The 22736-nt window shown below is 60.0% G+C and carries 21 protein-coding genes; 11 read left to right on the top strand and 10 right to left on the bottom strand.

Annotated features, from left to right (window positions below):
* Positions 1–160: 160 nt before the first annotated feature.
* The 4 genes from AO068_RS10830 to AO068_RS26855 all read right to left on the bottom strand — a co-directional run bounded on the left by AO068_RS10830 (position 161) and on the right by AO068_RS26855 (position 6307).
* Positions 161–1864, bottom strand: a complete 1704-nt coding sequence (locus AO068_RS10830; RefSeq protein ID WP_058408359.1) for an ATP-dependent DNA ligase — start codon at positions 1862–1864, stop codon at positions 161–163.
* Positions 1861–2907 carry a ligase-associated DNA damage response exonuclease gene (locus AO068_RS10825; RefSeq protein ID WP_058401651.1) on the bottom strand — a complete coding sequence of 349 codons (1047 nt, stop codon included), beginning with the start codon at positions 2905–2907 and terminating at the stop codon, positions 1861–1863. The genes AO068_RS10830 and AO068_RS10825 overlap by 4 nt, the downstream gene beginning before the upstream one ends.
* Before the next feature lie 523 nt (positions 2908–3430).
* Positions 3431–5905, bottom strand: a complete 2475-nt coding sequence (locus AO068_RS10820) for a penicillin acylase family protein (protein ID WP_058408358.1) — start codon at positions 5903–5905, stop codon at positions 3431–3433.
* 195 nt (positions 5906–6100) lie between these two features.
* Positions 6101–6307 carry an SEC-C metal-binding domain-containing protein gene (locus AO068_RS26855; RefSeq protein ID WP_002554826.1) on the bottom strand — a complete coding sequence of 69 codons (207 nt, stop codon included), beginning with the start codon at positions 6305–6307 and terminating at the stop codon, positions 6101–6103.
* A gap of 159 nt (positions 6308–6466) precedes the next feature.
* Between AO068_RS26855 and AO068_RS10815 the strand changes: the two genes are divergently transcribed.
* The 3 genes from AO068_RS10815 to AO068_RS10805 all read left to right on the top strand — a co-directional run bounded on the left by AO068_RS10815 (position 6467) and on the right by AO068_RS10805 (position 8093).
* The gene (locus tag AO068_RS10815; protein ID WP_054996890.1) at positions 6467–7123 is read left to right on the top strand and encodes a LexA family protein; all 657 of its coding nucleotides are present in this window, start codon (positions 6467–6469) and stop codon (positions 7121–7123) included.
* Positions 7124–7251: 128 nt separating this feature from the next.
* Positions 7252–7500, top strand: coding sequence for a DUF1654 domain-containing protein (locus AO068_RS10810; protein ID WP_057455702.1), 249 nt, complete (start codon positions 7252–7254; stop codon positions 7498–7500).
* A gap of 263 nt (positions 7501–7763) precedes the next feature.
* Entirely contained in the window at positions 7764–8093 is a 330-nt protein-coding gene (locus tag AO068_RS10805) for a hypothetical protein (RefSeq protein ID WP_058408357.1), read from the top strand.
* Positions 8094–8102: 9 nt separating this feature from the next.
* Here the strand turns inward: AO068_RS10805 and AO068_RS10800 are convergent, their stop codons facing one another.
* Complete coding sequence (locus tag AO068_RS10800) at positions 8103–8594, bottom strand: LEA type 2 family protein (RefSeq protein WP_005743218.1); 492 nt, start codon at positions 8592–8594, stop codon at positions 8103–8105.
* A 114-nt stretch (positions 8595–8708) separates the two neighbouring features.
* Between AO068_RS10800 and AO068_RS10795 the strand changes: the two genes are divergently transcribed.
* Both AO068_RS10795 and AO068_RS10790 read left to right on the top strand, forming a co-directional pair.
* Complete coding sequence (locus tag AO068_RS10795; RefSeq protein WP_058401654.1) at positions 8709–9272, top strand: hypothetical protein; 564 nt, start codon at positions 8709–8711, stop codon at positions 9270–9272.
* 111 nt (positions 9273–9383) lie between these two features.
* A complete protein-coding gene (locus AO068_RS10790) occupies positions 9384–11819 on the top strand; it encodes a TonB-dependent receptor (RefSeq protein ID WP_058408356.1) in 2436 nt (811 codons plus the stop codon).
* 164 nt (positions 11820–11983) lie between these two features.
* On the opposite strand, the gene AO068_RS10785 is transcribed toward AO068_RS10790, so the two are convergent.
* Together AO068_RS10785 and AO068_RS10780 are read right to left on the bottom strand one after the other, a co-directional pair.
* Positions 11984–12457: a YchJ family protein gene (locus AO068_RS10785; protein ID WP_058408355.1), complete on the bottom strand. Its 474-nt coding sequence runs from the start codon at positions 12455–12457 to the stop codon at positions 11984–11986.
* A gap of 3 nt (positions 12458–12460) precedes the next feature.
* The gene (locus tag AO068_RS10780; protein WP_058408354.1) at positions 12461–12958 is read right to left on the bottom strand and encodes a DUF6231 family protein; all 498 of its coding nucleotides are present in this window, start codon (positions 12956–12958) and stop codon (positions 12461–12463) included.
* A 218-nt stretch (positions 12959–13176) separates the two neighbouring features.
* On the opposite strand from AO068_RS10780, the gene AO068_RS10775 reads away from it, so the two are divergent.
* Together AO068_RS10775 and AO068_RS10770 are read left to right on the top strand one after the other, a co-directional pair.
* Positions 13177–13452, top strand: coding sequence for a DUF1145 domain-containing protein (locus AO068_RS10775; protein WP_004657499.1), 276 nt, complete (start codon positions 13177–13179; stop codon positions 13450–13452).
* Positions 13445–14203, top strand: a complete 759-nt coding sequence (locus AO068_RS10770; protein WP_058402133.1) for a hypothetical protein — start codon at positions 13445–13447, stop codon at positions 14201–14203. The genes AO068_RS10775 and AO068_RS10770 overlap by 8 nt, the downstream gene beginning before the upstream one ends.
* Positions 14204–14283: 80 nt before the next feature.
* On the opposite strand, the gene AO068_RS10765 is transcribed toward AO068_RS10770, so the two are convergent.
* From AO068_RS10765 to AO068_RS10755, 3 genes are all read right to left on the bottom strand, one after another.
* Entirely contained in the window at positions 14284–15315 is a 1032-nt protein-coding gene (locus AO068_RS10765; RefSeq protein ID WP_005732255.1) for a purine-nucleoside phosphorylase, read from the bottom strand.
* Between the two features lie 26 nt (positions 15316–15341).
* On the bottom strand, positions 15342–16301 hold the full coding sequence (locus tag AO068_RS10760) for a nucleoside-specific channel-forming protein Tsx (protein ID WP_058408353.1): 960 nt from the start codon (positions 16299–16301) through the stop codon (positions 15342–15344).
* A 180-nt stretch (positions 16302–16481) separates the two neighbouring features.
* Entirely contained in the window at positions 16482–16946 is a 465-nt protein-coding gene (locus AO068_RS10755) for a CopD family protein (protein ID WP_005732258.1), read from the bottom strand.
* 107 nt (positions 16947–17053) lie between these two features.
* On the opposite strand from AO068_RS10755, the gene dinG reads away from it, so the two are divergent.
* The 4 genes from dinG to pdxH all read left to right on the top strand — a co-directional run bounded on the left by dinG (position 17054) and on the right by pdxH (position 22620).
* Entirely contained in the window at positions 17054–19198 is a 2145-nt protein-coding gene (dinG, locus tag AO068_RS10750) for an ATP-dependent DNA helicase DinG (protein WP_002554813.1), read from the top strand.
* A 111-nt stretch (positions 19199–19309) separates the two neighbouring features.
* Complete coding sequence (locus AO068_RS10745) at positions 19310–20458, top strand: serine hydrolase domain-containing protein (protein WP_058408352.1); 1149 nt, start codon at positions 19310–19312, stop codon at positions 20456–20458.
* 153 nt (positions 20459–20611) lie between these two features.
* Positions 20612–21757, top strand: coding sequence for an OmpA family protein (locus tag AO068_RS10740; RefSeq protein ID WP_058408351.1), 1146 nt, complete (start codon positions 20612–20614; stop codon positions 21755–21757).
* A gap of 215 nt (positions 21758–21972) precedes the next feature.
* A complete protein-coding gene (pdxH, locus tag AO068_RS10735) occupies positions 21973–22620 on the top strand; it encodes a pyridoxamine 5'-phosphate oxidase (RefSeq protein WP_058402138.1) in 648 nt (215 codons plus the stop codon).
* The last annotated feature ends 116 nt before the right edge of the window (positions 22621–22736 follow it).

The following is a 22736-nucleotide window of genomic DNA, read 5'->3' as shown; positions in this document are numbered from 1 at the left end:
GCTGGTGTTCATCGCCCGGTCCGACACAAGATGCTTGTTCAGGTAAGAAAGAGCGGAAGATTGGTAACGAATCGGGAAGTTTCCTGCATGGAGACGGGATGATTCGTTCGTCGGTGTTTCAAAAAGGTGCACGGTATTTCTCGTGCGCCTTTTTGGTGCTCTAGTTCAGCAGGTCCTGTAATGACGCCAGGCTGTCGGCTTCGGCCACCGGCTTGTCCTGCCGCCAGCGCAACATACGCGGGAAGCGCACCGCAATGCCGCTCTTGTGGCGCTTTGACAAGGCGATGCCTTCAAAGCCCAGTTCGAATACCAGCGTCGGCGTGACGCTGCTCACCGGGCCGAATTTTTCCACGGTGGTTTTACGAACGATGGCGTCGACCTTGCGCATTTCCTCATCGGTCAGCCCTGAGTAGGCTTTGGCGAATGGCACCAACGTGCGCTCACTGGCGTCGGGCGGGCCGTCCCACACCGCAAAGGTGTAGTCGCTGTACAGGCTGGCACGTCGGCCGTGGCCGCGTTGCGCGTAGATCAGCACGGCATCGACACTGAACGGGTCGATTTTCCATTTCCACCACACGCCCATGTCCTTGGTGCGACCGACGCCGTACAGCGAGTCGCGGGCCTTGAGCATCATGCCCTCGACGCCCAGGCTGCGAGAGGCTTCACGTTGAGTCGCCAGATCAAGCCAATCCTTGCCGGTGAGTAGCGGGGAGGGCATCAGCACCTCACTCTGGACGCTTTCGATCAAGGTTTCCAGTTGTGTGCGACGTTCATGTTGCGGTCGGCTGCGCCATTCATCGCCTTGCCATTCAAGCAGGTCATAGGCCAGCACCACCACGGGAACGTCAGCGAGAATTTTCTTGCCGAGGGTCTTGCGGCCAATCCTTTGTTGCAGCAGGGCAAAGGGCTGAACCGAAGGTAACGATGCGGTGGCATCACCGTTCAACGCAAATTCAGCGCCGCTATCGGGGCTCGGCTCGGGGGCTTTCCAGACGACGATTTCTCCGTCGATAACTGTGCCGTCAGGCAGGCACTGCGCCAGGCTGTGCAGCTCGGGAAACCGGTCGGTGACCAGCTCTTCGCCGCGCGACCAGATCCACAAGCGTCCGTCACGTTTGACCAGTTGCGCGCGAATACCGTCCCACTTCCATTCCACCTGCCAGTTCTCGGCCGCCCCGAGCAACTCCTCAAACTGATCGGCGGGCTGTTGCAGGGAATGGGCAAGAAAAAACGGATAGGGCTGACCGCCACGTTGTGCGTGCTCGTCTTCGGATTCAGGCGCGATCAGTTTCAGGTAACGCTCGGCGCTGGGCCGATGTGACAGGTCGGTATAGCCAACCAGTCGTTGGGCGACGCGCTTGCTGTCGATATCGGCCAGCGCAGCCAGTGCGCGCGTCACCAGCAGTTTCGACACGCCAACCCGGAAACTGCCGGTGATCAGTTTGATACAGACCATCAGGCTGCTGCGGTCCAGTTGTGACCAGAACATCGGCAGGCGGGCTGCCAGCTCTTCGGGCGGCAGCCCGCGTAACGGCAGCAATTTTTCTTCCATCCAGGTGGCCAGGCCCTCGTCATTGCTGTGATCGGCCTGGGGCAGTAACAACGACAAGGTCTCCGCCAGATCGCCGACCGCCTGATAGCTCTCTTCGAACAGCCACTCCGGCAGATTCGCCAGGGTCATTGCCTGCTCGCGCAACACGCGGGTCGGCACCAGTTGCCTGGGGCGTCCACCGGACAGGAAGTACACGGCCCAGGCAGCATCCTCTGCAGCCGCTTTCTCGAAATAGTCACGCATCGCGGCAAGTTTGGCGTTGCTCGATGTGGTTGCGTCCAGCTGTGCGTAGAGTTCCGCGAAGGCTTTCATGACTGAGCCGCCCCCGCAGTTGCTGCCTCAGGCTCTGCCGTCGCCGGATTGCTGTCTTCTTCATCGCCGTATTCGGTGCTGAAGCCTTGCGCATCCAGACCCAGTTCGCGCAGATAACGCACCAGTATGCCGACCGAACCGTGGGTGACCATGACCCGCTCGGCACCAGTCTGTTCGATGGCCCAAAGCAAGCCCGGCCAGTCGGCGTGATCGGACAGCACGAAACCGCGATCCACGCCACGCCGACGTCGAGTGCCGCGCAGCATCATCCAGCCGCTGGCAAAGGCATCGCTGTATTCGCCGAAGCGCTTCATCCAACTGCTGCCACCGGCCGAGGGCGGGGCGAGAATCAACGCCTGGCGCAGGGCCGGATCAGTCTTTTTGAAGTCGCCAGCGTATTGGGTTTCCGGAATACGAATGCCGCCTTCGCGGTAGACCCGGTTCAACGGCTCGACAGCGCCATGCACCAGAATCGGTCCGATCTGGGAATCAATGCCATGCAGAATGCGTTGCGCCTTGCCGAACGAGTAGGCGAACAGCACGCTGGCCTTGCCCTGAGCCGCATTGCCACGCCACCACTGGTTGATGCCTTCAAAAATCTGCGACTGCGGTGCCCAGCGATAGATCGGCAGGCCGAAGGTCGATTCGGTAATAAAGGTATGACAGCGCACCGGTTCGAATGCCGCACAGGTGCCGTCTGGTTCGACTTTGTAATCCCCGGAAGCCACCCAGACTTCGCCTTGGTATTCCAGCCGCACCTGCGCCGACCCCAGCACATGCCCGGCCGGGTGCAGGCTGAGTTTTACCCCGTGATGGGTGATGGTTTCGCCGTATTCCAGGGTCTGCAGGTTGATGTCCTGGCCAAGGCGCGAACGCAGAATGCCCTCGCCACTTGCCGCCGACAGATAATGCTGATTGCCGGTACGGGCGTGGTCGCCATGCGCATGGGTAATGACGGCCCGTTCGACCGGGCGCCACGGGTCGATATAGAAATCACCGGGTGGGCAGTACAAACCTTCGGGACGAGCAACGACAAGATCCATGAGGCAACCGTATGGATGGGCTTGTTAGCTATGAGCCGGGGCAGGGCGGGAAGTTCGGGGAGTTTGCGTGCGCTACGGAGCGTGATGAACGATAAATATCCGAAATAACACTACTGTGCATAAAAGCGCTTTTTTATCACGATGGCAATGACGACGCAGAGTGCGACCTGAGTGACAGGGCGAAGGAACCCGACGAAGTCGGGCCGGAAACAGGAGCGAGGGGATTTGCCTACTTTGGCCCCATCAAAGTAGGTCGCCGAGGGGCGAAAAGGTGACCTGAGCCGAACCTNGCGGAGCGTCACGAAATGCATTACCACGCGGAGCGTGGGAACGATAGGCGTTCGGGAGCCTGCTCCGCGTGGGTATATGCCTGTTGGAGCTTGGGAACGGGCGTTCGGGAGCCTGCTCCGCGTAGGTATGCTCGCTGGAGCATTCGGAACGATAGGCGTTCGGGAGAACACTATCGTGCCCATGCTCCGCGTGGGTATGCCGTTCTGGACGCTCCGCGTCCGGTTTTCGGCGCTTACTTGCCCGGCGTGAGTGTCAGGCGTTGCTTGCCGTAGCCTTTTTCATAGTTCTGCTGTTGCAGCGGGATCGACATGTATTGACCTTTCTGCCACGGCTCGATGCTGTTGGCATAAAACGGGCTGGCCGGGTTGCCGGACTGGCCGGTGCTGATCAGGCCGGTCATGGGCTCGACAAGGCTGAAGTCGACGATCATGCGCAGGCCGGGGGCCACGTGTGTATCGAAGCCTTTACCCCACTCGAAACCGGACACGTTCAGCGTGCTGTGGTCACCACCTGCCGGAGAGGCACCGCGATTGAACTCGCCGCCACCCAACTGTTTGGCGAGCGGGCTGGTCGAGGTCCAGTTGTCGCGGTGCAGCTTGCCCCATTGCCAGGCCTTGTGATCGCTACCCAACAGGCTGTCGCCACTGGTGACAGCAGCCGCCAGACTGCGCGCCAGGATGGCTGGCTTGTCTTCTTTCTGCGGGGTTTTGACGTCATCCCAGTACGGGCTGTCATCACGGCCCAGCAAATGGTCGGCTTGCGGCGAATACGACGAGCTGGCGTTGGCCACCAGCGCCTGCCAGGCAGGACTGGTTTCCGGGCCCAGTTCATCAAGGAAAATCTGCTTGGCGCTTTCCTGCAGAAACAGCTCGTACAGCGCAGCGTCAGCCGACGTTGCGCTGAGCTTGCCATCGAATGCCATCAGGCGCGTGAACGCTTCGCGGGCCTTGTTACGATCCGCTTCCGGCAGGGCGTCGATGGCCTGCTTGAGCGGCTTGCTCATGCCCGGTGCCTGGAACATGGTCTTGAGTTTGGCCGCGAATGTCGTGGTCTGGTCGTACTGCATGGCGATGGTGCTGCGCAGGTCCTGCTTGCCGCTGTTGGCCAGCTCGGCGATACGCTCGGCACGCTCCGGGTAGCCCCACGAGTTGGAAAGCTGCATGCCATAGCCTTTCGGAATCGTGCGCTGGTTAGCCGCCGCTAGCCAGCCCTGACGCGGGTCTTGGTCGTAAGGATGGAGCATCGAGTCGGCGAAACCGTCCCAGTCGTATTTGCCATCCCAGCCCGGCGAAGGCAGCAGGCCCTGGCCTTCACGGCGGTTCGGGAAACGGCCGGTGACCTGCCAGCCAATGTTCGAGGCATCGGCGAAGATCATGTTCAGGGTAATCGCACGAATCTCGCGGCTGGTGTCGAAGGCCTTCTCGACGTTAGGTGCGCGGGACAGATCAAAGAATGCGTCCAGGCTCTTGTCGTCCTTGAAGTTGGGTACTTGCAGCGCCAGGCTCAAGCCATTGTCCGGTGGCGTTGCAGATGCGTTGAGCAGCGCGCCGTGGCGGGTTTCGTATACGGTTTCGCGAAGCGGGCTACCACCCTTGACCAGAAAGGTCTCCTGATGGGCAGTAGCGGGCAGCCATTTGCCGTCAGCCATATAAGACACGCGGTTGCCTTCGCGCTTGATCTTCTCCAGAAACAGGTCCTGGTTGTCGCCCTTGACGTTGCTCATGCTCCACGCCAGCTTGCCGTTGAAGCCGCTCAGGACCAGCGGCAAGCCTGCGATGGAAACACCGGACACCTGATATTTCGGCGCTCGGATCTGCACGAAGCTCCAGGCGGAGTTGAGCCCGGCAGGCAGTTGCATGTCGCTGGCCAGCAGGCTCTTGCCGCTTCGGCTGCGTTGCGGCGCGATGGCCCAGTTGCTGGAGGCTGCAACGCCAAGCATGTTCAGGTCCGAGAGCTGCAAGGCGATCTTGTTCAGGTCGCTCAGGCCATTGACCTGATTATTCAGGTTCAGGCCCTTGAGCTTGTCGGCTTCGGCAAATGGCAGTTCTTCGTCAGGGTAGGTCGGCAGCAGCCAGGCAAGTTTGTCTGCCCCGACTTTCTGCGCCAGCACCAGCGCCGAAAGCTCTTCCTGCAGGTTCACCGACAGGCTGAAATTGAGCAGGCTGAAGATCAGCGCCGAGTCTTCCGGTTTCCAGTACTCCGGCTTGTAGCCCGAATTGGCGACATCGGCCGGCAGCTTGTCGCGGTAGCGGAACAGGTAAGCGTTAACGCCGCGCGCATAGACGTCGAAGAAGCGCTTCAAGCGAGGCGAGGCGGCGTTATACAGGTCGCTGGCGTTTTGCTTGAGGTTGACCGAGCGCATCAAACGGTCGACTTCCAGCGCGTCCGCCCCGGCCATTTCCGACAAACGGCCCTGCGCCAGCAGGCGCATGCCGAGCATCTGACCGATGCGGTCACCGGCATGGATGTATCCGAGGGTGAACAGCGCATCGTGATACGTGCTGCTTTCAATCAGCGGCATGCCCATGTTGTTGCGGCGCACGGAAACGTTTTGCGCCAGCCCTTTGAGCGGGAACGTCCCGGAAGCAGGCAGTACGGTCTCTGGATCACCGCCGCCCAACTGGCAGCCGGCAAGGCTCAGGAAACTCGCCGCAGCGGCGGCAGCGCCGAATCGGGGTAGAAAATGACGAAGGGCTGGCGAGGCCATGGGCAAGCTCCTGGAGGGGTAACGTACAAAAGTCGCTACGTTAGAGAGCAGGCCGTCAGCGCGCAAGCGGGGAGGGCGAGTTTATTTCAGGATTTTGCAGAAGCTGGCCACACGCCTCTCGCTCCACTGCGTGTGAAGACGCGCGCAAATGAAAACGGCCTGCTCATGCAGGCCGTCAGAAGAACGCTCAACGCTTTACGCGCCGTGGCATTTCTTGAATTTCTTGTCGCTGCCGCACGGGCAAGGGTCGTTGCGACCTACATCTTTCAGGGTGTTGCGCACCGGTTCCTGGTGGGCATGCCCGCAGTTCGGACCGTGCACGTGGCCATGCTGGTGGTCGTGATGATCGTGATCATGGTCGTGGTTGCAATCGGGGCCATGAACATGGGCTTGCTGGTTCATCGGTTTTACTCCGCAAATAAATCTGGCGCGCATTATCCAGCAAATCGGGACGAAGCAGTATCGACATATTTCGATTCACATATTACTGCAAATTTAAGTATGCTTATTTTTTCGGGCGTTTTTCAGCGTCTTTGTATTTTCATGCGCAGAGCCAACGTTATGACCCGACAAGAGCGTATCGCCAGGGCAATTGCCGCCAGCGGCATGAAGAAAGGGGAAATTGCCGCACAGTGCGGCGTTGCCAATTCTGCCGTCACCCAATGGATCAGCGGCGAAAGCAAAAGCCTGCGGCCGGAAAACCTCTATGCACTGGCGCGGGCCACGGGCTTTCGTGCCGAGTGGCTGGCGATTGGCGAAGGGCCTGAAAAGGACGCCCCCTTTGACGCCAACGTTGCCCTGATCGATCAGCCGAACATGTCCTTTCGTTATCCGGTAATCAGCTGGGTGTCGGCAGGTTCCTGGGAGGAAGCCGTCGAGCCTTACCCCGACGGTTTTTCCGATCGCTATGAAATCTCCGATTACGACTCCAAGGGCCCGGCGTTCTGGCTGGAGGTCAAGGGTGACTCGATGACTGCACCCACTGGCGTCAGCGTGCCAGAGGGGATGATGATTCTGGTTGATACAGAAGCCGATGTGCAGCCCGGCAAGCTCGTGATCGCCAAGCTGCCCGCCAGCAACGAGGCAACCTTCAAGAAGCTGGTCGAGGACGGCGGCACGCGCTACCTGAAGCCCTTGAATCCTGCGTACAAAATGATCGAGTGCGGTGCCGACTGTCGCATCATTGGTGTAGCTGTGAGAATGACCGCCAGGCTATGAGCCTTGTTTTACAAGGCTTGCGGGCGTTATCCGTCGCGACGTGAGGCGGGGCGCGTCCTACGAAGTGCTTGCGCAGGTCTTGCAGCTGGAATACTGTATTTATATACAGTTATCTCCGGGAGGCAGTCATGACTGGCACTCGTAATGGGCCGACAGGTGCGTCGTCTTATGAACAGATCGGCAAGCGCATTCAACGGCTGGTATCTGCGCCGAATGTTCAGAAGATCCAGTGGGTCATCGTAGCCCGACGCGACGATGAGCCTGTGGACAGCTGGAACGTGGTGCTCCGGGAAATCGAAGAAACCGAAGGGATCGAGGTCGACCGTCAGCCAGACGGTTCGGTAAGGATCGGCTGGCAGCGCTATATCGATAATTGAGCCTTTATACGGTGCTCCGCCACGTTTGATGGCAAACGTTTCACTTTATTTTTAAGTATGCTGAACTTTTTGGTTCCAGCTTCACATACCGCCGCCGCATCGACCCGCAATACGCGCAAGGAAGCGATAAAGGGCAGGGCGGGCCCGAACGTCAACCCGGATGACCCTCAGCAACCCGTTCCCTGCCATTCGAATGGCAGGCTCTCAGCGTCTGAATTTCTGTTTTCGTGAACGGCTGTATTTCTTGAGCGGAGTCAGGTCCGATGGATATCTTGAATGGTTTGGCAGACAGAGGCGAATGGCTGGTCGCCGGTCTGGTGGGTGCAATCATCTCTGGCTGGTGGCATAAGGCCGGCTTGCTCGACTGGCGTGCCTGGCTGGTTTTTCTGGTCACCGGCGTGGCCTGTGCGGTGTTTCTCACCGGCATCGCCAGTGATTATCTGGGGGTGGCCGACCCTCGCAACATCACAGGCGTGGGCTTTCTGTTGGGCTCGTTTGGTGGCGCGTTGATCAGCGCAATCAATCGGGCATTGTGGGCGGCGGATATCTGGAAGTTTCTGCTGGAGCTGATCAAGGGCAAGCTGGGCGGTTAGGCCACGTGATTATTTGCGTTGAATCAGCTCATCTGGTGCCACGTCGCCGGTTTTGCCGATCCGCACGTTGTGCCTGAACAGCATTCCGGTCTTGAGCTTGCCTTCAAGCCGGTAATGGATCAGCTCATCAGGTTTTTTCAGCAGTTGAGCGATGTATTTCGCGTAACGCCACAGGTTGGTACGAACAGGCACCACAAAGGTTTTCCGGCTATGCGCATCGACGAAAAACCAATCACTGAATTGGTCGTCAGCGAGCACAACGTCATTAAGCGAGATCTTATAGTTCAGGCCGCGTACGAACAGGTCCGAGTCGTTGGGGTTATCGACCTCGAAATACAGTTTGAAATCCTGTTGTGTCAGCCTTGCCTTGACCACCTGGACTTTGAGCAAATGCACTTCCGGATCCTGCACGCTGTCAAAGCTCAGTAACGAGCATCCGCTGAGACCGAACATGACCAGCGCGAGGCTTATGATTCTTGTAATGTGCGCCTGAAAAAACATGGATGTGCTCCGTTTGACGCCTGAGTCTAACAACTCGACGGTCAAGGGTAACGCGCTTGTTGCGCTGTCTGATGCTACGCCATACTTTTTATTGACGTGCTTACCGGTGTCTCCATGAATGTCTACGAAATTGTCTTCAGTGCCGAACTGGTCGCCGGAGCCCAGCCCGAGAAGGTCAGGGCCAACCTTGGCAAGCTGTTCAATGCCGACGCCGAGCGTCTGGAGCTTCTGTTCTCCGGGCGCCGACTGGTCCTGAAAAACAATCTCGATGCGGCAACCGCTGAAAAATACCGCGCTACGCTGGAGCGGGCAGGCGCACGGGTCCATGTGCTGGAAATGAATACGCCGCTGCCCATGGAAGAGGTCGAACTGGCGCCGCCGCCCGACGCACCGACCTGGTTGCGTAAATCTCCGGCTGGCCCGCAGTCGGGTACGGGCCGTCTGCAGATCAAACCGCGTGACGCGTATATGGCTGCTTTCGAAAATGTCGATGCGCCGGACTATTCGGTGGCCGAAGCGGGGGCCGACCTGTCGCCCGCCAAACCTCAGCCCGCAGCGCCACTGCTGGATCTTTCCCGGTTGAGCCTGGCACCGGTGGGCAGCGACATGGGGCAGGCCGAAAGGCCCGAGTCGCAGGCGGCTCCCGATACTTCTCACCTGAAGGTCATTCCGGAGTAATGCTGCGGGCCAACTGAATCCTGAAACGGAATTATTTTCAATCAGCTCTGTTACTTTCGAACTTTCGCTCGGCTAACAGGCATTGAGAAATATTCCATCAGGAGTTGCCCGATGTCCCGTTCGTTAGACACCCTTCTGCGTCCCAGTCTGTTGGCCGTGGCGATTGCCCTGTGCACGCCGCTGGCCAGCCCGCTGCTGATGGCCGCGCAGCAGGCCAGCGTGGTTGCCTATGACCTGCCTGCAGGCCCCCTGGCGACCACGCTGAACCAGATTTCCAGCCAGGGTGGTCTTGCATTGAGCCTCGATCCTGCGCTGGTTGCTGACAAAACAAGCCCAGCGGTGAAGGGGAATTTCGACGCGGCGACAGCCTTGCGTGAGGCGTTGCGTGGCAGCGGCCTGCAACTGGTGCAGAGCAGCGCCGGGACCTACACGCTGATGGTCATGGAGCAGAACGCCTTGAACCTGTCGGACGTGAACATCAACGCCAACAGCGCGCCCGCCGAAGGCTCGGAAGCTGCAGGTTATCGCAGCGAGAACATCAGCAGCGTCGGTGCACTGGGCGGCATGAAACTGCAGGACGCGCCGTACTCCATCAGTGTGACGCCTCAGGCTCTACTGAAAAACATTCAGGCCACCTCGCTCGACGATGTCATCAAGCACAACCCGTTTACCCAGATGTACTCGCCGACCAGCGCCGGTTATGCCAGCGCCGTCAACATTCGTGGTTTCAGCAGCTCGGGCAGCCTGAACATCGCCAATGACGGCTTGCGCTTTACCAATGGTGCGGATGGCAGCAACTACATTGAAGAGATGGAACAGCTGGAAGTCATCACCGGTCTGACCGGTTTCCTGTATGGCCCGGCCTCGCCGGGCGGGCTGGTCAACTACGTCATCAAGCGCCCTACTTACGAACGCTATAACAGTGTCACGCTTGGCAATGCCGGTGGCGAGAACTACTACCTGCATGGCGATTTCGGCGGGCCGATCGACAGCGAAGGCAAGTTTGCCTATCGCCTGAACGTGTTGACTCAGGATGGCGAAACCGCTGTCGACATGAACAAGCGTCGTCGCGAAATGATTTCCCTGGCGCTGGACTGGAACGTCTCCGACGACCTGCTGGTGCAGTTCGACGCTTCACACAAAAAGACCGAAATTCGCGGCCTGACCAGCTACTGGTACTTCGGTGACCAGTCGTTACGCCCAAGCGCAGCCTCGCTGGACAACGACAAACTCTACAGCCAGAAATGGTCGTTTTCCGATTATGAATCCGACAAGGCGGGCGTACGCGCCAAATGGCGCTTGAACGATACATTCACCTTGCGCGCGGCCTTTGCAGCCCAGCAGTACACTTCGGAAAACACCTATACCGGGCCGACTGTTTACAGCGCGGGTCTGTATTCGCAGCCGTTGTACGCCTTCGCACCGATCGAAACCGAAGAAAAGACCGGCTCGCTGTTTCTGGATGCAGCATTCGATACCGGTTTTCTCGGCCACAAAGTCACGATGGGGTACCAGGGCAACACATCTCGCCAGAAGCAGTACGAAGACCACATCCCGTACACGCCTGGTCAGCCTGGTCCGCAATACACCTCGCCAGTCGGCACGATACCGCTCGACCAGACACCTCAGGTCGGCAAACCGTCGTACTCGATTGGCCACGGCAACCAGCGTCTGGCCAATAGCTCGGAGAGCAACAACTTCCTGATCGGCGACATCATCACCTTCAACGAGCAATGGTCGGCGATTCTTGGCGTGACCAACACGCAGATCAAGACTTACGCCAACGAGTTCGTTTACGCCAAGGCCTTCGGCTCCGCAGAGACCGAGACCAAATACAACGAAAGCAAGACCTCGCCAAACATCTCGCTGGTCTACAAGCCGCTGCCGTGGCTGACCACTTACGCCACCTATATAGAAGGTCTGCAATCCGGCGGTGTCGCCCCGAGCGGCGCGGCCAATGCCGGCCAGGCATTCGCACCGGAAGTCAGCGAGCAATATGAAATCGGTGCCAAGGCGACGTTGGGTGAAACCCTGTTTACCCTGGCGCTGTTCAACATCGAGAAGCCCAACGGCTACACCACGGCCTCGAATATTTACGTGGTGGACGGACGTCAGGAAAACAGCGGCCTGGAGTTCAGCGTGACCGGCAAGGTCGTTCCGGAACTGACACTGGTCGGCGGCTTTACCTTGCTGGACCCGAAGATCAAGAAAACCGGCATTGCCGCAGATGAAGGCAACGCACCGACCAACGTCGCCAAGCAACTGGCCAAGGTCTATGCCGAATACGACATCAACCCGGTGCCTGGGCTGGCGGTAACCGGTGGCGCGTTTTATACCGGCAAGCAATACACCGACCAAAGCAACGAAAACGACCTGCCGTCCTTTACCACCTTCGACGCCGGTGCCCGCTATCGCATGCGCGTCTCGGAAAACGACCTGACCCTGCGGGTCAACGTCAGCAACCTGGCCAACAAGGAATACTGGCTCAACAGCAGCTACCTGGGCGACCCGCGCACTGTAGCGTTCTCGGCGCAGCTGGAGTTCTAGGTCGACTTGTGTCCACCGGAGCGTGACCATGACTATCGTGCGACGCTCCGCGTCGTCATGCCGTTCTGGACGCTCTGCGTCCGGTCTTGAGCGTGATGGTGCGGCGCAGGGCTCACGCACGGCATTCCTACGTTGTAGCGTGCGGAACGATCATCTCGACTATCTCAAACCACATAAGGCGAGCAGCATTTCTTGAATTTCTGTTCGCTGCCACACGGACACGCGTCATTGCGTCCGGCCTTGAGCGGGACGGTGGAATCGATAAAGTACCAGCGGCCCTGATTCTGCACGAACGACGAGCGCTCCTTGTGGCTGTGTTCACCGTTACCGTCGTGCCAACGGGCAGTGAAGGTCACAAAGGCATGCTCGGGCTTGCCGCCGAATACCTCCGAACTTTCTACCTCCAGCCCCAGCCAGGTGCTCTGCGCGCTCCACTGGGCAATGGCCTCACGGTTCAACCCGCTTTGCTGAACAGGCAGCGTCGTCTGGACCAGATAATCAGTCAGCCCGAGCACGTAGGCGCTGTAGCGCGAGCGCATCAGTTTTTCCGCGCAAGGCGCAGGCTGGCCAGCGTGATAATGACCGCAGCAGGCCAGCAACAGATCGCCGCTGCCGCACGGGCAAATAGCACTACTCATAGGTCACCACCAATACTTTCCAAAATTCTCCGGGTTGGCCCAATACTTCGCGTTCAGCCAGTCGGGCACCTGTTTGTATTCGCGCAGGTCGTAGGTGAACAGGTTCAGGACCTGCTCGTCGCGGGTGAAGCGTTCGCTGGATTGCAGGGCCAGCGAGAAAAAGTCGGTCTCCTGCCAGCCGCAGGCCTGCAAGTCGGCCAGTACCGCGATGCGGCTGGCGTTAAGGTTGCGGATGCCGCCCAACAGCTCCAGTCCGGTACGCTTGGGGATGTGCTCCAGGCAATCGACCACCAGCGCCAGATCGAAACGTTGCGCCGCCAGATCTGCGGGCAGGGGACCAGGTTCGGCCAGCGCCACCTCGGTCTGCGGGTGTGCTTCCTGAAAGGCTTGTAACGCAGGGAACGCCTGAGCGCCGATCAACAGCAGACGCTGGGGTGCGTAACGGTCGAGCAGGGCAGCCAGCGCTTGCTGCGGCGTGCGGGATGAGTAGCCGACGGTCATCGAAAGTCCTCTGGTTGACTGACAAGACTAGCCTGCCGGACCCGCTCTGAACAGCCGTCAGTATCAGGCGAACGCCCACAGACTGACGACAACGATCTATGCTTGATCTTTTTCAATACACTGCTGGCATATTCGGCGTACAGCACGTCTACTGTGCGGCGACGAAAAGCGCGCGCAGACTGCGCTTTCGTAACGGATCATGACAAAGGGGGCAGGCGATGAAGGTGTTTTGGGGGCTGGGAAAGATCTTGATGCTGGGCTTCTGGCTGGTGGTGCTGGCCAATGCGGTCATTGAAGCGCCCAGCCCGTTTGGCGTGATGATCGACATGGCGGGTGCCGTGCTGTTGTTGACTCACTTGCTCGAACTGATCCTGTTCAACGGCAGCCTGCGCGGTCGCAGGCATCCTTGGCGCGACCGGGGCAAAATCATCCTGTTCGGCATCTTTCATGTTCAATCCATCGGCCGTTCGGCCACAGGGCACTCTCATGCGTAAGCTCGTTCTGCTGGCTGCACTGTTCAGCCCTATGGCCTTGGCTCAGGCGATTATCGTCGCGCCACACTCGCTCATGCGTCTGCCTGGCAACAGCAGCGTTTTGCAGGTCGAGCGCCTTGAAGTGGCCGACTACGGCACCCTGCTGATCCCGGCCGGTATCGATGACGTAAAGATCGGCGAACTGGTGCTGGGGCACGAAGCGCGGATTGCCATCGTCCCCGGTGTCCAGGCGTTCAACCTTGTCGTGGTGCATGGTGAATTCGGCACCGGTAGCCAGATCACTGCGCGAGGCGCTCCGGGCACGTTCGAGAAGCCTGCACTGCCGGGGCGCAATCTGACCCTGCGTCTACAGAGCCTGAATGCCGAACAACTGTCGATCGATGCACGCGGCGGCGCGGGCAGCCCAGGCTATGTCGGGCTCGATGGCGGCACGGGCGAAGAGCCGGGCTGCACCTGGGGCCAGGCCGGGCGTGGTTACAACGGTGATAGTGGCGGCAACGGCCACGACGGCGCAGCCGGTGCGCAGGTTCGTCTGGAGCTGCCACAGAGCTTTCCGGCCGAGCGTATCAAGGTGAATGTTGCGGGTGGCGCGGCAGGCAAGGGTGGTGAAGGCGGCAAGGCAGGCAAAGGCGGCGCTTCGAAGGGCTGCATCGTCTACCGCGCGGACGGCGGCAAGCCAGGCAGACCGGGCGAACCCGGCCTGCCTGGTGTTGCAGGGCCCGCGGGCAGTTTGATTCTGCAGCGCCTGTAACCTTCAACAGCTGTCATCCTTGAGAGGCAGCCCGGATCAGGCGCAAGGCCACGATCCGGGCAGTCATCACGGCAGCGCGCTTACTGCGGTACGCCTTTTTCCCAGTTCTTCCAGTCGCCGACAATGGCCTGCACCAGCGGATTACCGGTGCGGTACAGGTTTTCCAGTGCCGGTACGAAGGCACCCTGGTCGGCATACTTGAGCAAATTGTCCACTTCGCTGTAACCCGGATACGGACGGTCGAAATCGGAACCTGCGCGCACCACGGCCAGCCGGTTGACGTCTACCTTGCCTGCCTTGCTGGCTCGCAACAGGGCTTCGTACGTCGAGTTGTCCTCCTGCTGGGTGGTGCAATACACGCCTTTGCCGTCGGTCAGCAGCTTGGTCCAGACTTCCGCCCGCTCACTCAGACGCGTTCCGGAAAACCACGTGTTGCCCGCCAGCGTATCGCACTGCGTCACCTGCGGCGGCTGATTGGCCGGGGCGTAAGGGTACTTGACGCGCCAGGCGGCAGATTCCTTGCTCTCGCTGAGCGTCACTTTTTGCGACAGGGCGAAGGCCTTGGCTTGAAGTTTGGGGTTCAGCTCAAAGACTTCAGTCTTGTAGTCCAGCGGCGGCTTTTCGTTCGGACCTTTGGTGTTGATGCCCAGGTAACCGGTCGGCCAGTCCTTGGGCACGTCGCGCGAATCGATTTCCCACTGCGTGCCGAACTCCACCAGATAATGCGCCCACGCAGTGGTGCCGAGCGTGCCGTGATGCGGGTTGATACCGGCAATGCCAGCAACGATGAAGTAGGTCTTGCGCAGGTCGAATTGCGGCGATAGCGCCAGCGCCAGGGTCGACGCGGCAGCATTGGTCTGGCCCATGCCGGTGACCATCAGGCACACGTCCTGAGCGTTGCAGCGGATGGCCGGGTACTCGGCGGCAAGGCCGGGCACCTGAATCTCTTTGGTCAGGTGCAGCCGGTCGATCCAGTTCTGTGCTTCGGGCGCAAACATGGCGACCAGCATGACCTTGGGCGTGACTGGCGTAACCGGCGCGGTGGCTGCCCAGAGGGCAGGGCTAAGCAGGGCCAGTGTGGCGCCGAGTGTATTGCGGGTGATGTGTTTCATGAAAACTCCTGTCGTCATAATCAGGTTCAGAACTGGTAACCCACGCCTGCGTAATATCCCCAGCCGTCGGAGCGCGCACGGAAGTTGCCTTCGCCGAAGTTCAGCTCGCTGCCGTCCTGCCAGTTGCCGCCGTTGTGGAAGTAACGACCCACCAGGGTGAAGCGCAGGTGCGTGAAGGCGTAAAGCAGCACGTTGGTGGCGACTGTGGAGTTGCCGGTGCGTGCCGGATCGTTCTTGAGGTCCGAGCCGAAATCGAAGTTGGTGAAGCCGATGTACGTCAGCGAAGCGCCGTTGTCGAATTTGCTGATCGGTACGATGTATTTGAGCTGGGCGCGATAGCCATCCCACGAGTACTCATTGCTGGCACCGTAGTTCTCCCACTGGTAGCGGCCATAGAAGTTGGCCGACAGATTGACCCGCGAGTGGGTGTCGATGTCAGTGCCAAGGCCGCTGTACAGGGTGTTGGCACGGTTGGCCGAGTTGCTGCCGTGGTCGTAGATCCAGTCAAAGGCGACGTACCATTCCTTGAACGGCCCGACGGCCAGGCTGCGCCCTGCCAGGTAGTCGATGGAGATACGCGGCTCATGCTCCATGAACAGCGGCGAGCCATGGTCCCAGACGCCTTTGTCATTATCATTGCCGATACCGAGGATCTTCGGCACGTCGACATAGCCATAGAGTTCAAACGGCCCCTTGCGGCCGAAATACTCGTACTCCAGGTAAATGTCATCGTTGGGCTTGGGGCCGAAGCTGATGTCCTTGCTGCCGATCAGCGTCAGGTCCTGGTTGAACCAGTCTGAAAAGTACGCGCCTTTGCCTTCCTTGGGTGAGGCGGGCGGGCTGAGCGCTTCGCCTTGAGCCGAGTCTTCGGCAGCGGCGGGCTGTGCCAGGACGCTGGTGCATGGCAACGCCGCAGCGGCGGCGAACAACAGAGGCATGAGGAATCTTGAGGGCGTTGCGGGTCGAGTGAATGGCGGCTGTGGCATTGAAGCTCCTTTTCGTGGGCGCGTACTGCTGATCGCAAACGTTTGCACAGCCCATGCCAAAGTGTTTCAAGATGTTGAATGGCTTGGATATCGGGCACAGAAGATGACCGATCGGGCAGGAAACTGCCCGCAAGCTGTGCGCGGTGTCACCGCCAGTGCCCCGCGATGTTCCGTTTTGCCTCAAAGGCCCGGACGGGCGGCTGCCAATATCACTACTGCCAGGCCGATAATCAGGTTGATGCCGACCAGCCGGCGAATGTGACCGAGTGCTGCTGCGCCTTCGGCCCATTGTTCGGCGTCCACGGCGCGACGCAACTCCGGCAACTGCAATGAATGGATACGCAGGAACAGCGCAACCATCACCACGTACAGGCCCATCATGATCTGCACATAACGCGGCGCGGTTTCAAAGCCGGTGAAATTCAGCTGGATCATGCCGATGCCGGTAATCGGCAGCAGCACCACGGCTGCCCAGACCCAGACGAAGAAGCGTGGAAACACCTGGACCCACACTTTCAAGCGAGAAGGGCCTTCAAGTGCTGCAATGACTGCTGGACGCAAGACCATCCAGGCGAAAAACATCCCGCCAACCCACACCAGGGCAGCCAGCAGATGCAGCGTATAGACAGTAGAAAAAGCGGTCATCGGACACTCCGTTCTGCGCGGATGGATTTAGCGCGCTATGATAGCGCCCACTCAGAACTACTGAAAATTTATCCAGCCTTTTTAGCCGTGCCCCCGAACCGAAGCCAATGATCAGTACCGAACTCAAAACCCAGATCCAGGGCGCTTACTCGCGTTTCCTCGAAGCCAAGAGCCTCAAGCCACGCTATGGCCAGCGATTGATGATCGCTGAAGTTGCCAAGGTGCTGGGGGACATTGACACCGATGAAGAGGGCCGTCGTTCGGGCGATCCTGCGGTAGTGGCCGTCGAGGCCGGGACGGGCACCGGCAAGACCGTGGCGTATGCCATCGCGTCGATCCCCACCGCCAAGGCGGCAGGCAAGCGGCTGGTAATCGCCACCGCGACCGTCGCCTTGCAGGAGCAGATCGTCTACAAGGACCTGCCAGACCTGATGCGCAATAGCGGTCTGAATTTTACCTTCGCGCTGGCCAAGGGCCGCGGCCGTTATATGTGCCTGTCGAAACTCGACGCGTTGCTGCAGGAGAGCGACGCGACCAACGCGACCGCGCAGCTGTTTGAGGAAGAAGGCTTCAAGATCGAGGTCGATGAAGCCAGTCAGAAGCTGTTCACCAGCATGCTGCAGAAGCTGGCGGGCAATAAGTGGGACGGTGATCGCGACAGCTGGCCTCAGGAACTCGCCGATCAGGACTGGGCGCGGCTGACCACCGATCACAGCCAGTGCACCAACCGGCATTGCCCGAACTTTCAGCAGTGCGCTTTCTATAAGGCGCGCGAAGGCATGGGCAAGGTTGACGTGATTGTCACCAACCATGACATGGTGCTGGCGGACCTCGCGCTGGGCGGCGGCGCCGTGCTGCCCGACCCGCGTGACACGCTGTACGTGTTCGACGAAGGCCATCACCTGCCTGACAAGGCCATCGGCCACTTCGCTCATTACACCCGACTGAAGTCCACCGCTGACTGGCTTGAACAGACAGCCAAGAACCTCGCCAAGCTGCTGGCCCAACACCCACTGCCCGGCGATCTGGGCAAGCTGATTGAGCAGGTGCCGGAGTTGGCCCGCGAAATCAAGGGGCATCAGCAGTTCATGTTCGGTGCCTGCGAGCAACTGGCAGATTTCCGCGCCGGTGAAGACATGCAGGGTCGCGAGCGGCCCCGTCACCGCTTTGTCGGCGGCGTGATTCCCGAGCACATCCGCGAGATGGGCATCGAGCTCAAGAAGGGCTTTGCGCGCCTGGACGACCTGTTCACGCGCCTGACCGAGCTGCTCAAGGAAGGCATGGATGGCGAAGTCAACATCGGTATCGCCAGCCATCAGGCTGAAGAGTGGTACCCGCTGTTCGGCAGCCTGCTGGCCCGCGCCCACGGTAACTGGGAGCTGTGGACCGCCTTTACCGCCGAAGACCCGGAAGACAGCCCGCCCATGGCGCGCTGGCTGACCCTGGCCGACAGCGGTGCAATGTTCGATATCGAGGTCAATGCCAGCCCGATCCTGGCGGCGGAAATGCTGCGTCGCAACCTGTGGAACATTGCCTACGGGGCGCTGGTGACTTCAGCGACCCTGACCGCGCTGGGCAAGTTTGATCGTTACCGCATGCGTGCCGGCCTGCCCAAAGGGGCGGTGACCGCCGTGGTGCCAAGCCCGTTCCATCACGCCGATGCCGGTGTGCTGCGCGTGCCGGACCTCAAGGCCGACCCGCGTGACTCGGTGGCCCATACCGCAGCGATCATTCGTGACCTGCCCGGGCTGGTGGAAGGTTCGCGAGGCACGCTGGTGCTGTATTCGTCGCGCAAGCAGATGCAGGACGTTTTCGACGGCCTGGACCGTGACTGGCGCAAGCAGGTGTTCATCCAGGGCAACCTGTCCAAACAGGAAACCCTCAACAAGCACAAGGCCCGCGTCGACAGCGGCGAGTCCAGCGTACTGTTCGGACTGGCCAGCTTCGCCGAGGGTGTGGACTTGCCCGGTGCGTACTGCGAGCACGTGGTCATCGCCAAGATTCCGTTCGCGGTGCCCGACGACCCGGTCGAGGCTGCGCTGGCCGAGTGGATCGAAGCGCGTGGTGGCAACCCGTTCATGGAAATCGCCGTGCCGGATGCCTCTTTGCGTCTGGTACAGGCCTGTGGCCGCTTGCTGCGTACCGAAGAAGACCGCGGCACCATCACGTTGCTGGACCGACGTGTCGTCACCCAGCGTTACGGCAAGGCGATTCTCAACGCATTGCCGCCGTTTCGCCGCGAGATTTCCTGAATAACAGCTGTCGGTTGACTCGGGTCTGTTCCCAAAGCGCCCGATCGCTGGAACAATATGCGCCCATTCGGCCTGTCATCAGGCCCAGTACCGTCAGTCAGGAGTCAGCCGTTGCAGATCCAGGGTCATTACGAACTTCAATTCGAAGCAGTACGTGAAGCCTTTGCGGCGCTCTTTGACGACCCTCAGGAGCGCGGCGCTGCCTTGTGCATTCAGGTCGGCGGCCAGACCGTCATCGATCTGTGGGCGGGCACGGCCGACAAGGACGGTGCCGAGGCGTGGCACACCGACACCATTCTCAACCTGTTCTCCTGCACCAAGACCTTTACCAGCGTGGCGGTATTGCAGCTGGTTGAAGAAGGCAAGTTGAAGCTGGACGAACCCGTCGCCAGGCTCTGGCCCGAATTTGCCGCGGCGGGCAAGGCATCGATCACTTTGCGTCAGCTGCTCTGCCATCAGGCCGGTTTGCCTGCGGTGCGCGAGCAATTGCCTGCCGAAGCGCTTTACCAGTGGGACACCATGACGGCGGCGCTGGCGGCCGAAGAACCTTGGTGGACGCCGGGGCAGGGTCACGGTTACGCGGCAATCACCTATGGCTGGCTGGTAGGCGAGGTGCTGCGTCGTGCCGATGGTCGAGGCCCGGGGGAATCCATTGCCGCGCGTATTTCTCGCCCGCTGGGGCTGGATTTTCATGTGGGCCTGGCTGATGACCAGTTTCATCGTGTTGCCCATATCGCTCGAGGCAAAGGCAACACCGGTGACGATGCCGCTCAGCGCGTACTGCAAGCCACGATGCGCGAGCCAGCCTCCATCACTGCCAAGGCGTTCACTAATCCGCCGTCGATCATGACCAGCACCAACAAACCCGAATGGCGCCGCATGCAGCAACCGGCGGCCAACGGCCACGGCAATGCGCGCAGTCTTGCCGGTTTCTATAACGGTTTGCTGGATGGCAGCCTGCTTGAAGCAGACATGCTCAACGAACTGACCCGTGAGCACAGCCTCGGTCAGGACAGGACTCTGCTGACCTCGACCCGTCTGGGCCTGGGCTGCATGCTTGACCAGCCGACCGTTGCCAACGCGACCTATGGTCTTGGCCCCAAGGCGTTTGGCCATCCCGGGGCAGGCGGTTCGGTCGGGTTCGCCGATCCTGATTACGAGGTCGCCTTTGGCTTCGTTACCAACACCCTGGGGCCGTACATTCTGATGGACCCGCGTGCGCAAAAACTGGTCGGGATCCTGCGTGAGTGTTTGCAGTAAGTATCGGCCATAAGTGCTTGTTTCATACCGACTGTCAGTTAAATGGCTGTAACAGGAACCGTACGACGGTTTCTTTTTCCAACTGCATCTTTATGCATGTTATACCGGCGTAGTCACGTCCTTCTGTCTGATCAAAACCGTTGCGGGTTATCCATGTCGTCTAATAAAAGCCTCGTTCTCGCCCTGTGCATCGCTGTGACCGGCTGTGCTCAAACCCCTCAATCCGACTCTGCTGCAACCGGAGGCCATTGGTGGCAGTTCGGTTCAGGCAGCGAGTCTGCTGATGCAGGCGCTGCTGCAAAGGCTCCGGCACCGAGCCCGGTACCTGCTCCGGTCGCCAAGGCCGCTGCAACACCGGCAGCACCTGCGGCTGGCGCTGAAAACAGCGCGCCTTGGTACTGGCCGTTCGGCTCGAAAGATAACGCGCAGGCCAAACCTGATGCCGTGGCCGACAAGCCTGCCGACAAGCCAGCTGCGCCTGCCCTGGTAGCCAAGTCGGAAACTGATAGCAAATGGTGGTGGCCGTTCGGTAGCGAGGGCAAGAAGGACGAGCCTAAAGCGCTGCCGATGCCTGATCCGAAAGTGACCCAGGCCTGGCTGGACGAGTACGAGCCGCGTCTGCGCGCTGCAATCAAGGACAGCCCGTTCCAGTTGGAGCGTCGCGAAGACCTGCTGGCAATCACTGCACCGGTCGACAGTTCGTTCAACCCCGACCGTCCGGCCATGCTGCTGCCGAATACGCTGGGTCCGATCACCCGTCTGGCCAAGGTGGTCGAAGGCGATCAGAAAACTGCCGTGCTGATTCTCGGTCATGCCGACACGTCGGGTCCTACCGAAGCCAACCAGAAGATCAGTCAGGAACGCGCGCAGTCTGTTGCCGCGATTTTCCGTCTCAGTGGCCTGGAGCGTAACCGTCTGAGCCAGCGCGGGATGGGTGCGGTGATGCCACGTGCCGCCAACGACAGCCTGCAAGGCCGTGCACTCAACCGCCGTGTTGAAATCCTCATGACGCCGCAGGACACCATGCGCGCGCTGATGGCCCGTTATGCGCTGCCGCCGGTTGCTCCAGTCATGGTTGCCACCCAGGACGTCAAGCCAGTAGCGCCAGCACCTGCTGCCGCGCCTGCCAAGAAAGCCGCCGTGGCGAAGAAAGACACTGCCAAGAAAGCGCCGGCCAAGGCCAGCACTGCCAAAAAGGCTGCGCCTGCCAAGACCACCGCAGCAGCTAAAAAACCAGCAGCGACCAAGGCCCCGGCCAAGGCGCCCGCCAAGAAAGATGACAGCCAGGCCAGTAACTGAGGCTTGATGCGTTACTTGTGACCATGCATCGTAGATGACTATCGTGCCGACGCTCTGCGTCGGTACGCCGTTCTGGACGCTCTGCGTCCGATCCTGAGTGCGCATTGCAGCACAGATTTGTGACGCAGAGCGTCACGGGATGCATGCCAACGCGGAGCATTGGCACGATGATCACCTGTCTAAGCACCACGTAAAACCTGCGCAGGAATGAAACCATGACTCAGACCCTGGCCGACATGCGCCGTGATTACACCCGCGACGGGTTGACCGAAGCGCAATCACCGGACGAGCCCTTCGCGCTCTTCCACACCTGGTTTGACGACGCTGTAAAGACCGAGCAGCCGCCGGTCGAGGCCAATGCCATGACCCTGGCGACGGTCGATGAGCAAGGACGTCCGCATTGCCGTGTCTTGCTGCTCAAGGGGCTGGACACGCAGGGTTTCACGTTCTTCACCAACTACGAAAGCGCCAAGGGCCAGCAACTGGCTGCACGTCCATTCGCGGCCATGACCTTTTTCTGGCCGACGCTGGAGCGTCAGGTTCGTATCGAAGGTCGGGTCGAGAAAGTCAGCGCGCAGGAATCCGATGCTTATTACCAGGTGCGTCCTCTGGGCAGCCGTCTGGGGGCATGGGCCTCACCACAAAGTCGCGTGATCGCAGATCGTGACGAGCTGGAAGGTTTGATCAGACAGACGGAACAACGCTTCGCAGAGACCCAGCCACACTGCCCCGAGCACTGGGGGGGCTACCGCCTTTTGCCTGAGCGAATCGAGTTTTGGCAGGGGCGCTCCAGTCGACTTCACGACCGTTTGAACTATCGTTCGGTAGACGGCAGGTGGACGCGCGAGCGCCTTGCGCCCTGATTGAATTATTCGCCCGGCGCATCGTCTGAGCGTTATGCAGGTGGGCCGCTGTATGCCGCCTGAATGAACTTAAATTGCAGGATCGGGGCCGTGACAGCACCTTTGTCAGGTAGTCT

The sequence above is a fragment of the Pseudomonas sp. ICMP 3272 genome (assembly GCF_001466905.1).
Classification (GTDB): domain Bacteria; phylum Pseudomonadota; class Gammaproteobacteria; order Pseudomonadales; family Pseudomonadaceae; genus Aquipseudomonas; species Aquipseudomonas amygdali.
Note: the sequence above shows the minus strand (reverse complement) of the source record. Positions and strands in the feature narration are given on the sequence as shown.